Raw genomic sequence first — 13053 nt, 5'->3', positions numbered from 1 at the left:
CTGCCTTAAAACTGCGGTCTAGAAGTTACGTGTTGCGAACATGCCGACGAAATTGCGGTCGGAGTACGGCTGACCGACGGTGTTGTGACCACCGAAGAACGCCGTGAAGTTGATGCCGGCCTGCCAGACGGTCGGGTTCTGGTTGAACAGCACATAGACGTTGACCGACTTCGCGCCTTGCATGTAATTCGCGGTGAAGGTCGGCGTGTAGCCGTACAGCGCGTCGGTGAACGTCACACCCGGCGTGAGCTGCCAGCCCGGGATCACCGTGCCGTCATAGGTCCAGTTGAAGTCGACCGTCGCGCCGACCGAGCTCGCCGTGCCCTTCGCGGCCGTGATCGGATAGCCGAAGCCCGAGTTGCTGTTCAGCCACGTGAAGTAGCCGGCGGCCGGCGCCTGCGTGACCTGTTGACCATCGACCGTGCGCGTGAGGCCGTTCGAATTGAGACCCGGGTAGTAGATCCACGCGAGTTCCATCGTCAGCATCGCCATGTCGGCGTGAATCAGCTTCAGGAACGGGTAGTCGCTCTGCGTGAGACTCAACTGGCCATTGATCAGGTACTGCAGCTTCTTGCGGTCTTGCCACTGCTGGCAGGTGATGCCCGACACGGCGTTTGTGTTGAAGTCCAGCGGCCCGCCCGCGCCGAAGCAGCCCGACAGCGCGACCGCATCTTTCGGACGATACGAAAGCTCGGTGCCGATCGCCCAGTCGCCGACGCCGAAGTTCGCGCTCGCGCCGAACAGCTGGCGGTTGTTCAGGTACTGGAACTGCATCGTGCCGTCCGGATTCGACCCGACGACCGGCGACTTGTCGGTGTAGTTCTCGTAGTAGAAGCCGAAGTTCACGTCGACGCTCTTCGGCTTGTAGTTGAACTTGATACCGAACTGCGGACGGTATTTGTTCGGCAGCTCCGTCGAGGTCGGCACGCCGATCGAGTTGAACGGCGGCCCTGCGAACTGGCCGTTGACGAGCCCGTTGGTGATGCCCCCAACGAAATTCGAATTGCCGGCGTTCGGCCCCGCGATGGTGCCCGGATCGAAGCCGCCCACGTTGCCGTTGAGCGTGCTGATGCTGGCCGGACCGGAGCCGCGCCCGAAGATGTCGCCGACCGACCAGTACGAGCCGACCGGCGGATAGCGGTTGCTCTTCCAGGTGAACTGGTAATAGGCCTCGGTGCTGAGTCCCGAGGTGATGCCGCTCGCGAAGCTGATCATCGGCTCGGGCAGCAGCGCCTGCTTCAACTGCGTGCCCGGGATCAGCAGCTTCTGGATATCGACCGCGTTGGTCGCGTTGATGCCGTTGGTCGCGAAGAAGCTCTCGCCCCAGTTGATCACCTGGTTACCGACCCGCACGTGCGCCGAGCGGTCGTTGAGGGTGAAGTCCTTCTGCACCCACAGATCGAGCAGATCGACCGGATAGACGATCTGCGAGGCCGCGGTGCTCGACAGCTCCGTCCGGTTGGTGTTCTTAGCGAGGAAGTCGTACATGCCGGTGCCGCGCACCATGAACTTGACGCCTTCGCCCGGCATCGTCAGCAGCAGCTCGCTCGTCGCGCTGATGTACGTGCTGAACGGCTGCCCCTTTCGATAGTTGAGGTTGCCGTCGTCGCCGTTGGACCACTGCGCGGTGTTCGCGCCCGCGCCGCAGCCGTTGGCGTTCGGGTCGCCCGTCAGCGAGCAGCTCGGGTTCTTCACGCGGATGCCCCCGCCCGCGGTCAGGTTCGTGACCCACGAACCGTTGACGGCGCCGTCGTTGAGCGTGAACTCGTATGCCGAGGCCCCCTGTGCCGCCATCAGCAGACCTAACGAAACTGCCGCGCTAATTCTTGTCTTCACCATTGCGCTTCCCATGCCTGATCTATTTGCAGGTCGAATATGAGGAGTGGCGGCGCGCCAGTCGGCACGCCGCGACCGCTGGACGTTCCGTTATCGCTCGCTGACAGCGCGCAGGTTCTCGGACGAATAGAAGTCGTCCTTGAAGCGCGCGTCGTTCGAGTCTTCGTACCAGCGAATGTCGGTGTTGGTACCGATGGTCGACTGGTCGGTCACGTAGCGGCCGTTGTTGAGGTCGTACTGCACGAACGGCTCGACGTCACAGGCGCCGTGCAGCTCGTACACCGGAATCGGATACGCTTCCTTGACCTTCCACAGCTTGCCCTGGGCATCGTAGTCTTCGGCCGCCACCGCGAGGCCGCTGTCCTCGTCGATGTAGAAGACCTTCTTCGAGGCGACGTGGCGCACGCCCGACTTCAGGGTCGCCTCGACCACGTAGACGCGGTGCAGCTCATAGCGGCGCGCATCGGGGCTGACGCCGTCCGGCTTGAAGACGTCGTCGAACTTGTCCTTGAAGTTGTACATGCCGAAGTCGTCGTACGGAATGTAGATCTCCTTCTTGCCGGCGAGCTTCCAGGTGAAACGGTCGAGCTGGCCGTTGAAGAGCCACGGTTCATCGACCGTGTACTGGTTCTCGAAGCCGATCTGCGGCGCGTCGTACGAATACGCCGGCATGCGGCGCACGCGGCGCTGACCGGTGAAGTAGTAGTACGTGTCGTTGCCCTTGTCGAAGTAGTCGCGCTGCACGAGACCCTGGCCGGCCAGCGCGGCGGGCGTCTCATAGGCGAAATAGATCGCGTAGAGCATGTCGCCGGCCTGCTGCGGCGAGCTCGCGCCCTTCTTGCCCCACGGAAAGTACAGCGTCTGCTTCGATTCGGCCTTGATCCACTCGCTGCTGCCCGGCCGCGGCGACGCCGCCGTCACCGCCTTCTGCCATTCCGCGCCGATGCCGCGATAGCGCGCGAGGTGGTCCCACATCGCCTCGGCGCCGGTCTTCGGCGCGGGGAACGGCATGCCCGGCAGGCTTGCGCTCTGCAGGTTCTCGCCGCTCGAATCCATCTTCGCCTGGGTGGCGTTGAGCTTCGTGTTGGCCTGCACGAAATCCGGCGCGCCGCATTCGCGGTGGGTCGGATAGATGTCCATCCGATAGCCCTTCTTCTGCCTGATCAGCTCCACCTGGCCGGGCGTCAGATTGTCCGCGTACTTGTCGACGTTGCTCGCGTCGATCGAGTACAGCGGCTTTTCGCCCTTGTGCTTCCAGAAGTCGCCGCGCAGCTTGCCGTACGACCAGTCCGCGGGCGCTGCCTGCGGACCCGCATACGCCGGAATCCGGCCGTCGGCGCTCGCGCCCTTCTCCATGCCCGCCGTGTCCGCCACCGCGCCACCCGCCAGCGTGCCCAGCACGGCGGCCAGCACCGCTGCGGAGCACATTGCCTTTACTTGCGTCTTGCCTTTCATCGTCTCGATCTCCCGATACCTGTTGAATCGCCCAGCCGTCGTTGCGGCCATATCTAGTACTGGTCTTGCACAGCCGTATCGCCGCTCTTGCGCAGACTCTCGACCAGAGCCGCGCGATGCTTCGCGACGTCGGTGAGCGCGGGCCGCCGCTTCGCGGCAACTTCCTGCGCGGTATAAGGCCTGAAATCCGCGGGCCTCGTGTCTGCGTTCCTCGTGTCGATCAGCCAGTTCAGAACGTTCGCCAGCTCCGCGTCGGACAGCGACGAGTTCGACGCGCCCGGCACGCGCATCACGAACTCGCGTCCCTCGGCGAGCCGCACGAAGTGTCCGAGCTCGCCCGTGAGCGGCGGCACCTTGCCCGCGATGCCGTGCGCGTCGCCGGTGTGACAGCCCATGCAGTTGAGGATCCAGGCCTCGCGCGCGCTCGCCGCGTTGTAGCCGCGCTCCTGTGCATGCGCGGCCACGCCCGACATCCCCGCGCACACGGCGAGCACGGCTAAGAACAGCGCACACGCGCGAGTCTTCTTCATAGCCCGAGACTCTTCAGCGCGACGTCGCGATGCGCACGCACCTGAGCGCCATCCATCTGCGTCGCGCGCAGCGCCTTCACTTCGGCCGCGGTGAACGGCTTCGCGCCCGCATGCTTCGCATTCACGTCGAACACGAGGTAATTGAGCACGTTCGCGAGGTCCTCGTCGGACTCGGCGCGGAAGCTCGGCATCTTGAAGTTGTAGCTCTTGTCCTTGATCGCGATCGTGCCGAACATGCCGTTGAGCACGGTCAGGCCGAGTTGCGTGCGGCCCTGCGCGTTGGTCGCGTAGTGGCCGGGCAGCTCGGTGAGCGGCGGCGCCAGACCGTCCTGGCCCTTGCCGCCCGCCTGATGGCACACCGCGCACCTGGTGTCGAAGAACGCCTTGCCGGGCGCGTACTGCACGCTCTGCGCGAACGCCGCGCCTGCGCTCAGCGCGGCGCCCGTCGCGCACAAGATCACGGCCCACTTCGCGAGGCGCCGGTTGAAAATCGTCGTGGTCATTGCTGTGCTACTCCGAGCAAGGCAGATACCGAGCAGTGATAGTTCGCGTTGCCGCTCGCCATGCACCAGTTGATGTCGTTGTTCAGCGAGAGCTTGTACAGCGGCTTCTCGCGTTCGTTGCGGTTGCAGAAGCAGCGGCCGCACGAGGTTTTGCCGCAGCAATCGTTGTACGACACGATGTAGTCGGTGCCGTCGTGCGGATTGCGGCAAGTGCCGATCCACGTGATCGGCGACGGCGTCGTGCCCGGCGGACAGCTGCTCGAGGTGCCGCCGCAGCAGCTGCACAGCCAGCCGTCGATCGCGCAGTAGCGCCAGTAATCGCAGCTATACGGGTCGTCGTTTTTGCCCGCGGCCGGCGCGCTCGCGCCGCCCGGCGCCGACGCGTTGTCAGCCGCGAAGGTGCGGTCCACCGGCAGCAGCGGCACGAGCGCCGAGCCGACCAGCACGCGGCCCAGCCTGGCCATCGCGCTGCGTCGCGAGCTGTGCTGCGCGACGTTGCGCGCCCTCAACTCGAAGAAAGTGTCGAACCATTTCATGCTTGTCGTCCTGTCGTTCTGATGTGTGATGACGTGCTCAGGCGTGCTGCTCCGCCTGGTCCCGGTGGTCCGCATGGTCCGCATGGTCGTGGCCCGCGTGGACGAACTCCTGCAGCGAGGCCACGCCGCGATCCTTCGCTTCGAACAGGCTTTCGAGGTGTTCACGCGAATTCACCAGGCCCTTCGCGCGGACCTTGCCCGCTTCATCGATCAGCAGCGCGTACGGCAGCTTGCCGATCTGATAGGCGAGACCCAACTCCTGCGACAGCACGTACGGGAACTGGGCGAGGCCGAGCTTCTTGTAGAACGCCGCGTGTTCGGTGGTGTCGCCGTCGCTCGCGAGCACGATGTCGGTCGCCGTTTCGCGCGACTGGATCGACGGCAGCAGCGGCAGCAGCTTCTTGCACACCGGGCAGCTCGGCGACAGGAAGAACACCAGCGTGCTGCGGCCCTTGGCGGAGATGCCGCCGACCTTGACCTGACGGCCGTCGAGCGCATTCAGCTCGAACGACGGACCGACGGTGCCGACCGCTGGCCCCTTGTCGATCATCAGCGCGCCGACCGGCATCAGTCGTTCGTACAGCACGCCGATCTGGCGCACGAGCGCGAGGGAGATGGCGCCGAGCGCAAGCACGCCGAGCCACAGCAAAACATTGGAGACCAACAGTGCGTTTTCCATTACGAGTTCCTCAGGTGATTCAGCTTCGGACGGTTGGCGAGCAGCACGTCCAGGGTAAAGAAAGCGGCTACGGCGACGAGCGTCGCGCCGAGCACGCTGAGATAGTCGAACCAGACGACCGCGCGGGCGCTTTGCGGCAGGCAGATCAGCGCGGCGAGCGCGGCCAGCAGCAAGGTGCGCGCGACCTGCGCCCAACCGATCGAGTGCGGCACCACAGTGCCCGGCTGGCGAAAGCCATTGCAGCCGCAATCGATGTCGGTGCGCCCGCGCGCCACGTTGATGCCGAGCGCGAGCGCAAACAGCACGAACAGCGCGGCGAGCGCGGCGGCGCCGACGCTGCGCGTTGCCGGTACGAGCATCGCGAGCGTCGCGGCGATTTCGGCGAGCGGCAACAGGAACGCGAACGGCGTGACCAGCGCGTGCGGCAGAAGCTCGAAACCGGCGACGATCTGCCGTTGGTCGTACTGGCGCGCCACTTTCGGCAGCGCGAGCGTCAAGGCGATGATCGAAGTCGCGGCGAGCGCGACGCTCGAGACGACCGGATCGATGACGAGGGCTGGATTCATCGCATGCACCTGGTTACCGGTTGACGAGCAGCGACGCGGTCGCGCCGACCTGCTTCTGAACGTGCTTGAGCTTGCCCGTCGCCGCGTCGGCGACGACCACGTCAGAGTTGATCGTGATGCCGTAGAAGAGCGGATGCGCATCCTCGCTGACCTGAATCGACAGCAGCGGATCGATCTTCTGGTCCGCGAGCTTCCAGCGCGCGATGCGCTTGTGCGTCTTCAGGTCGAACACCCACACCTCGCTCGCGGGGTCCTTGTGCGTGTCCACACTGCCCTGGTGCATCGCCACGAACAGACGCTGGGTCGGCACGTGCAGCGCGGTTTGCTGCAGGCCGCCCGGACGCCAGCCTGCCTTCGCCTCGTCGGGGGTGACGAGCGCCCACGGTGTGCCGAACACCGGCGCGGCGCCGCTGAAGTCGGCGGTGAGCACGTTGCCGTTGAAGGTCGCGAACCAGTACGTATTGCCGCTGCGCGACGCATTGACGAACGCCGGATCCTTGGCGACATCGATGAATGCGTCGGACAACTTACGGCTCTTTTCCTTGCCGTTCGCGCCGAGCACGACGGTCAACGCCTTACCGCTTTCGCACAGCGACGTGAAGCGGTCGTTGCCCGACGGATAGGCCAGCACGCAGCCGTCCGTATCGATTTCGGCCGTGACCTGATGGCTGGCTGTGTTGATCACGGTGACCGAGGTCGCGGGCGTGATGTTCGACACGTACAGCCACTTGCCGTCTTTGGACAACGAGGTGTTGTACGGCGACGGCACGATTTGCCCATGCTTCGGCGGAATCACGACTTCGCCGGTGACCTGCAGCGTCGTGTTGTCGGTCGTCTCGACGACGTCGGTACGCGTGCCGTGCGAGCCGCGCGCGAAGTAAGTCGTCGCGACGTAGCTCGTCTTGTGATCGGGGCTGATCGCGAGACCCGGCGAGAAGCCGGCATCGATCTGGCCGAGCAGGCGGTTGTTGTCGGCGTCGATCACGTACGTGCGCGCGTCCGTCATCGAGCTGAAGTTCACGTCGACGACGTACACCTGATGCGGGCTGTACGCCGGCATCTTCGCGATCGTCAGGTCTTCCGCTTTTTCAGTTGCGAGAACCTGGGTCGCCAGCGCGACGCTGCTCAGCATCAGCAGCGCCCATCTCCGTTTTCTTTGCATCTCTTCTCCGCAAGTACATTCGTTGTGGCATTGCGGAAAATTAACTGTAGATAAGTGTGGAAACAGCTCCCAAATCGGCAAACGATAAGTAGATTTATTACGCCTTCATTACGAATCCGATAACAGGCTTACAAAGGCGCTCAACGCATTTTTTCGCGGCAATGGATAGCGGGGATGACCCGCATGCGCGAGCCGCGGTTCAGCGCACTGCGCTTCAGGCGCCCGGCCCGTTTTCTTCGCAATTTTCTTCGCAGTCGACCTGTTCGAGACCCGGCACGCAGGCTTCGAAATGAGCGCGCGACGCGAATAATCGCGTGGGCAGCAACACGGCTTCGGCGGCGTTGATCAACAGCAGCGCGACGTTGATGCGGCGGTCCGTGTGGCGAATCACCGCGAAGTGGTGACGCGGAAGCTCGCCGTTGAAACGCGGGTCGGCGCTCGTGATGTCCTCGTCGTCGTGCAAGCCTTCGAGTTGCGCACCCGGCACGACGCACCAGGATTGCGGCACGCGCGCGAGCACCTCGGTTACGTCGCCGAACTCGGAGATGACGGCCGCGTGCGAATTGGGCGCGCGGCGGAACCACAGTGGCTCGTCGGCCGCTTCGACATGAAGTGCCGCGACCGGAAACAGTAGAAGCCCGTTGTCCATTTGGAGTGAGTGGCGTCGGATTGCTCAAGCTGATCGGCTCGGATGATCGCCCAAAAACCGCAAGCACTGCTACATCACGGCGTACGGTTTGCCGATATTGGAGGTTGCGGCGACGCATGCGTCGCAAGCAGCTGCTGGTGGTGTGCTTCGGTGGCATCGTCGGCGGGGAACATGCATTCGATGCGCAGCTCCTGCGCGGCGACGTTTTGCGGTGTGCCCACGGTCGTGACCAACGAGAAATAGCGCAGCACTTTGCCTTCGCTGATGAAGCCGAGCGGCACCATCGGCAGCGTCGCGGCTGCCGTTGCAGCGGTAGTGGCAGCGCCATGATGCGTCTTCCAGTCGCGCGGCACGTCCGGATACGCAAGCAGTTCATCGAGCAGACGCTTCGTGTTGGCGCCGATCACATGACCGACCGACTCGCGATACACGCGTTGCAGCAGGCTTCGCGCGACCTGCTCCCAATCGGCGACGAACGGGCGCATGCCGTGCGGATCGAAGATCAGATGCAGCATGTTGCGCGGGCCTTCGCGCGCGGCCATGTCGATGAAACAGTTGAAGAAGCGCGGCGCCGCGTCGTTGCTCATCAGCACGTTCCAGTCGCGGTCCATCACCAGCGCCGGAAACGGTTCATGCTGACGCACGACCCGTTCGAGCGCGCGAACCACGCCGTGCATTTCCTGCGCATTCCACGGCGCTTCCGAATAGATCGGCGCGTAACCCGCGGCGAGCAGCAGCGCGTTGCGCTCGCGCAGCGGCACGTCGAGAGTCTGCGCAAGCGTGAGCAGCGTGTCGCGGCCAGGCACGCTGCGCCCGCTTTCGATGAAGCTGATCTGCCGCTGCGAGAAGCCGGCCTCGAGCGACAGATCGAGCTGACTCACGTTCCGCACGTCACGCCAATAGCGCAACAGACTGCCGAGATCGCCGGGCTGCACTTGCGGATCATGACTGGTGACGTTCATCGTATTGCCCTCCTCCTGATGCGTGAACAGGACTGCTTCAGCGCGTGGGCGCATGCCACGCGAATTCCGCGAACTGCGTTTCGAGCGGCGGCTCGGTCACGCTGCCGGTGTAGTTCGTGATCGTCGATGCGGCGACCACCGCCACCACTTCGAGAATCTGCTCCGCGCTGAAGCCTGCCGCCGGAAAGCGTTGCCGGTCCTCGTCGGCGAGGCGGCCGCGCTTTTCATGTGAACGGGATAGCTGGACATGATGGTATCGCCTTGACGTGTGCGCCATCCGATGACGACGCGGTAGTCGAAGAGTAGAGGCAGCCGCGCAGCGCGCCAATTACATCGGATGTCATCGCGCTCAGCAACGCAGCGACGGCTTCTTTCTGGCGAGCCACCTGGACGCGGACTATGATGTTCGAGTTTGTTCCCCTCTTGTCCCGTTCGTTACTGGAAAGGAAGAACGTCATGCCCACGATGAAAGCAGTCGAAGTGAAGCAGGCCGGCGGCCCGCTCGAACTGGTGGAACGTGAAGTGCCCGAGGCGGGTGCCGGTCATGTGCGTATCAAGATTCATGCTTGCGGCATCTGTCACAGCGATGTGATGACCAAGGAAGGACTGTGGCCAGGGCTGGCCTATCCGCGTGTGCCCGGTCACGAGATCGCGGGCGTGATCGATTCGGTCGGTGCGGATGTCGAGGGCTGGGAGGTCGGGCAGCGTGTCGGGGTCGGCTGGCACGGCGGCCATTGCGGCAAATGCGAACACTGCCGCCAGGGCGACTTTGTGCTTTGCAAGTACGCGCTGATCCCCGGTATCAGCTACGACGGCGGCTACGCCGAATACATGGTGGCCCCGGTCGAAGCGTTGGCGCGCATTCCCGACGACCTGTCCGATGTCGATGCCGCGCCGCTGCTGTGCGCGGGCATCACGACCTTCAACGCGATACGCAATAGCGGCGCGCGCGCCGGCGACGTGGTCGCGATTCTCGGCATCGGCGGCCTTGGTCATCTCGGTGTGCAGTTTGCGCGCAAGATGGGCTTTCGCACGGTGGCGATCGCGCGCGGTCAGGACAAGGCGCCGCTTGCGCAGCAACTGGGCGCGCATCATTACATCGACAGCAAAACGGAAAACGTCGCCGAGAAGCTGCAGGAACTGGGCGGCGCGAAGCTGATACTCGCCACGGTGACGAGCGGCAAGGCGATGACCGCCACGCTCGGCGGTCTCGGCCTGAACGGCAAGCTCGTGATGGTCGGCGTTTCCGAAGAGCCGATCGAAGTGCCGATCGTGCAATTCATCATGGGACGCAACTCGGTGCAAGGCTGGCCCTCCGGCACCTCGGCCGATTCGCAGGACACGCTCGCGTTCAGCGCAATGAGCGGCGTCAAGCCGATGATCGAGGAATACCCGCTCGCCCAGGCGCCGCAGGCCTTCGACCGGATGATGAGCGGTCACGCGCGTTTCAGGGTGGTGTTGAAGATGGCTTGAGTCGGCTCGCACACGCATGAGATCCGCGCGCAGAACAGCCGCGCGCAAAAAAAGTGCGATCACCGGTTTCCCGGCGATCGCACCGCGCGTTGAAGCACCCTCTTTGAAGCGAGGCGTCGTGCGGCGAGCAAAAGCTCGCCGCACCAACCGCACTCAAGCCAGATCGAAACGATCCAGATTCATCACCTTGACCCACGCGGCAACGAAGTCGCGCAGGAATTTCTCGTTGCCGTCCTCGCTCGCATAGACCTCGCTCAACGCGCGCAGCACCGAGTTCGAGCCGAACACCAGATCGACGCGCGAACCGGTCCACTTGATCGCGCCGGTCTTCGTGTCGGCACCCTCGAACGTTTCCGCAGCCTGCGATACCGGCGTCCACTCCGTACCCATGTCGAGCAGATTGCGGAAGAAGTCGTTGGTCAGCGTTTCCGGCTTGTCCGTCAGCACGCCTTCCTTGCCGCCGCCCACCTTCAGCACGCGCAGGCCGCCGATCAGCACCGTCATCTCGGGCGCCGTCAACGTCAGCAGTTGCGCCTTGTCGATCAGCAGCTTCTCCGCCTCCACCGGGAACTTGCCGCCCAGATAGTTGCGGAAGCCGTCGTGAACCGGCTCGAGCATCTTGACCGATTCGACGTCGGTCTGATCCTGCGACGCGTCCATGCGACCCGGCGAGAACGGCACCGTCACCTGCTTTCCGGCGTTCTTCGCGGCCTGCTCGATGCCGGCGCCGCCCGCCAGCACGATCAGGTCGGCAAGCGAGATCTTCTTGCCGCCGGACTGCGCACCGTTGAACTCGCTTTGAATGCCTTCGAGCGTCTTCAGCACCTTCGCGAGCTCAGCGGGCTGGTTGACGGCCCAATCCTTCTGCGGCGCGAGGCGGATACGCGCACCGTTGGCGCCGCCGCGCTTGTCCGAGCCGCGGAAGGTCGAGGCCGATGCCCACGCGGTCGTGACCAGTTGCGACACCGACAGCCCCGACGCGAGGACTTTCTGCTTCAGCGCCGCGACGTCCTTGTCGTCGACGAGCGGATGATCGACGGCCGGAATCGGGTCCTGCCACAGCAGTTCTTCGCTCGGCACTTCCGGGCCCAGATAGCGGGCGCGCGGACCCATGTCGCGGTGCGTCAGCTTGAACCACGCGCGCGCGAACGCGTCGGCGAACTCGTCGGGGTTCGCCATGAAGCGCCGCGAGATCTTTTCGTAGATCGGGTCGAGGCGTAGCGACAGGTCGGTCGTCAGCATCGTCGGCAGCAGTTTTTTCGACGGATCGTGCGCGTGCGGAATCGTGGGCTGTGCGCCCTTCGCGACCCACTGATTCGCGCCCGCCGGGCTCTTCGTCAGTTCCCACTCGTGGCCGAACAGGTTCTCGAAGAAGCCCATGCCCCATTGCGTCGGCGTCGCGGACCACGTCACTTCGATACCGCTCGTGATCGTGTCGCCGCCCTTGCCCGTGCCGAAGCTGTTGCGCCAGCCCAGCCCTTGCGCCTCGAGACCGGCACCTTCCGGTTCCGGGCCGACGTTATCGGCCGGGCCTGCGCCGTGCGTCTTGCCGAACGTGTGGCCGCCGGCGATCAGTGCCACCGTTTCTTCGTCGTTCATCGCCATGCGGGCGAACGTTTCGCGGATATCGACCGCTGCCGCGAGCGGATCGGGATTGCCCTCGGGGCCTTCCGGGTTCACGTAGATCAGGCCCATCTGCACGGCGCCGAGCGGATTTTCGAGGTTACGTCCGGGCGGATCGGTGCGGCTCTTCTCACCGCCATGCAGTTGCTCGTCGGCGACCACCACGCCTTCGTCGTCTTCCTTGCCGGCCGCGCCCTTGCCGTAGCGCACGTCGCCGCCGAGCCAGGTTTTCTCATTGCCCCAGTAGACGTCCTGATCCGGTTCCCACGTGTCCTCGCGGCCACCGCCGAAACCAAAAGTCTTGAAGCCCATCGTTTCGAGCGCGACGTTGCCGGTCAGGATCAGCAGATCGGCCCACGAAATTTTCTGGCCGTATTTCTGCTTGATCGGCCATAGCAGCCGGCGCGCCTTGTCGAGGCTCACGTTGTCCGGCCAGCTATTGAGCGGCGCGAAACGCTGCTGGCCGCGCCCTGCGCCGCCGCGGCCGTCGCCGATGCGATACGTGCCGGCCGCGTGCCATGCCATACGGATAAACAGCGGACCGTAGTGGCCGAAGTCCGCGGGCCACCAGGGCTGCGAATCGGTCATCAGCGCGGCGAGGTCTTTCTTGATCCCGGCGTAGTCGAGGCTCTTGAATGCCTCGGCATAGTTGAAGTCCTTGTCTAGCGGATTGGAGCGCTCCGAATGCTGGTTCAGCAGGTCGACGCGCAATTGCTTCGGCCACCAGTCTCGATTGGTAGTCCCGCCGCCGGCGGTGTGGATGAACGGGCACTTTGCTTCGTTTGACATGCGTTCTCTCCTTTGGAGGATGTCTCCGTTGTCGATCGGAGTCGGTGCCTGGGCACTCTCTCCAATCCCATGCAAGGTCCTTGTTATGCGTTTGTCATCGTGTCAGGCTTCCGTGGCAGTTTGACGATCCGAATAAACCCGACATTCAGCCGAATGGCTCGGCAGTGCACTCATGAAATCCAGGGTCGAGGAAAACGTAGCCGGCGTCTGTAATGCGGCGGCTCCGGTTTTTCTGGACACAGAGTTGGGGTAAAACGTGTGATCCAAACTGGAGTAGTTGATGTTGAAGA

General features: G+C 64.1%; 13 protein-coding genes and 1 pseudogene. 1 reads left to right on the top strand and 13 read right to left on the bottom strand.

The window, feature by feature from the left end:
• Positions 1–18: 18 nt before the first annotated feature.
• The 11 genes and pseudogenes from EVC45_RS22095 to EVC45_RS22045 all read right to left on the bottom strand — a co-directional run.
• Positions 19–1839, bottom strand: coding sequence for a DUF1302 domain-containing protein (locus EVC45_RS22095; RefSeq protein WP_211193459.1), 1821 nt, complete (start codon positions 1837–1839; stop codon positions 19–21).
• A gap of 87 nt (positions 1840–1926) precedes the next feature.
• A complete protein-coding gene (locus EVC45_RS22090) occupies positions 1927–3291 on the bottom strand; it encodes a DUF1329 domain-containing protein (RefSeq protein ID WP_129960364.1) in 1365 nt (454 codons plus the stop codon).
• A 53-nt stretch (positions 3292–3344) separates the two neighbouring features.
• Positions 3345–3821, bottom strand: a complete 477-nt coding sequence (locus EVC45_RS22085; RefSeq protein WP_129960363.1) for a cytochrome c — start codon at positions 3819–3821, stop codon at positions 3345–3347.
• Complete coding sequence (locus tag EVC45_RS22080) at positions 3818–4324, bottom strand: cytochrome c (protein ID WP_248295214.1); 507 nt, start codon at positions 4322–4324, stop codon at positions 3818–3820. Before EVC45_RS22080 ends, EVC45_RS22085 begins: the two co-directional genes overlap by 4 nt.
• Positions 4321–4860 (bottom strand): methylamine dehydrogenase light chain, encoded by a 540-nt coding sequence (locus tag EVC45_RS22075; protein WP_129960362.1) that lies wholly within the window; start codon positions 4858–4860, stop codon positions 4321–4323. Before EVC45_RS22075 ends, EVC45_RS22080 begins: the two co-directional genes overlap by 4 nt.
• A gap of 37 nt (positions 4861–4897) precedes the next feature.
• Positions 4898–5539: a methylamine dehydrogenase accessory protein MauD gene (gene mauD, locus EVC45_RS22070; RefSeq protein ID WP_129960361.1), complete on the bottom strand. Its 642-nt coding sequence runs from the start codon at positions 5537–5539 to the stop codon at positions 4898–4900.
• The gene (locus EVC45_RS22065) at positions 5539–6105 is read right to left on the bottom strand and encodes a MauE/DoxX family redox-associated membrane protein (protein ID WP_129960360.1); all 567 of its coding nucleotides are present in this window, start codon (positions 6103–6105) and stop codon (positions 5539–5541) included. The genes mauD and EVC45_RS22065 overlap by 1 nt, the downstream gene beginning before the upstream one ends.
• A gap of 13 nt (positions 6106–6118) precedes the next feature.
• The gene (locus EVC45_RS22060) at positions 6119–7267 is read right to left on the bottom strand and encodes an amine dehydrogenase large subunit (RefSeq protein ID WP_129960359.1); all 1149 of its coding nucleotides are present in this window, start codon (positions 7265–7267) and stop codon (positions 6119–6121) included.
• A 214-nt stretch (positions 7268–7481) separates the two neighbouring features.
• The gene (locus tag EVC45_RS22055; RefSeq protein ID WP_129960358.1) at positions 7482–7916 is read right to left on the bottom strand and encodes a hypothetical protein; all 435 of its coding nucleotides are present in this window, start codon (positions 7914–7916) and stop codon (positions 7482–7484) included.
• A gap of 74 nt (positions 7917–7990) precedes the next feature.
• Positions 7991–8878, bottom strand: a complete 888-nt coding sequence (locus EVC45_RS22050; RefSeq protein ID WP_129960357.1) for a helix-turn-helix domain-containing protein — start codon at positions 8876–8878, stop codon at positions 7991–7993.
• A 37-nt stretch (positions 8879–8915) separates the two neighbouring features.
• Positions 8916–9104 (bottom strand): annotated as a pseudogene (locus EVC45_RS22045) (carboxymuconolactone decarboxylase family protein); the annotation flags it as partial.
• A 230-nt stretch (positions 9105–9334) separates the two neighbouring features.
• Between EVC45_RS22045 and EVC45_RS22040 the strand changes: the two are divergent.
• The gene (locus tag EVC45_RS22040; protein WP_129960356.1) at positions 9335–10351 is read left to right on the top strand and encodes an alcohol dehydrogenase; all 1017 of its coding nucleotides are present in this window, start codon (positions 9335–9337) and stop codon (positions 10349–10351) included.
• 153 nt (positions 10352–10504) lie between these two features.
• Here the strand turns inward: EVC45_RS22040 and katG are convergent, their stop codons facing one another.
• Complete coding sequence (gene katG, locus EVC45_RS22035) at positions 10505–12763, bottom strand: catalase/peroxidase HPI (protein WP_129960355.1); 2259 nt, start codon at positions 12761–12763, stop codon at positions 10505–10507.
• 102 nt (positions 12764–12865) lie between these two features.
• Positions 12866–13053, bottom strand: a 188-nt coding sequence (locus tag EVC45_RS46190) for a hypothetical protein (protein ID WP_211193458.1), incomplete at its 5' end; no start/stop codon positions are given.

Origin of the sequence: Paraburkholderia sp. UYCP14C (assembly GCF_004197395.1) — a bacterium.
In the GTDB taxonomy this organism is placed as follows: domain Bacteria; phylum Pseudomonadota; class Gammaproteobacteria; order Burkholderiales; family Burkholderiaceae; genus Paraburkholderia.
Note: the sequence above shows the minus strand (reverse complement) of the source record. Positions and strands in the feature narration are given on the sequence as shown.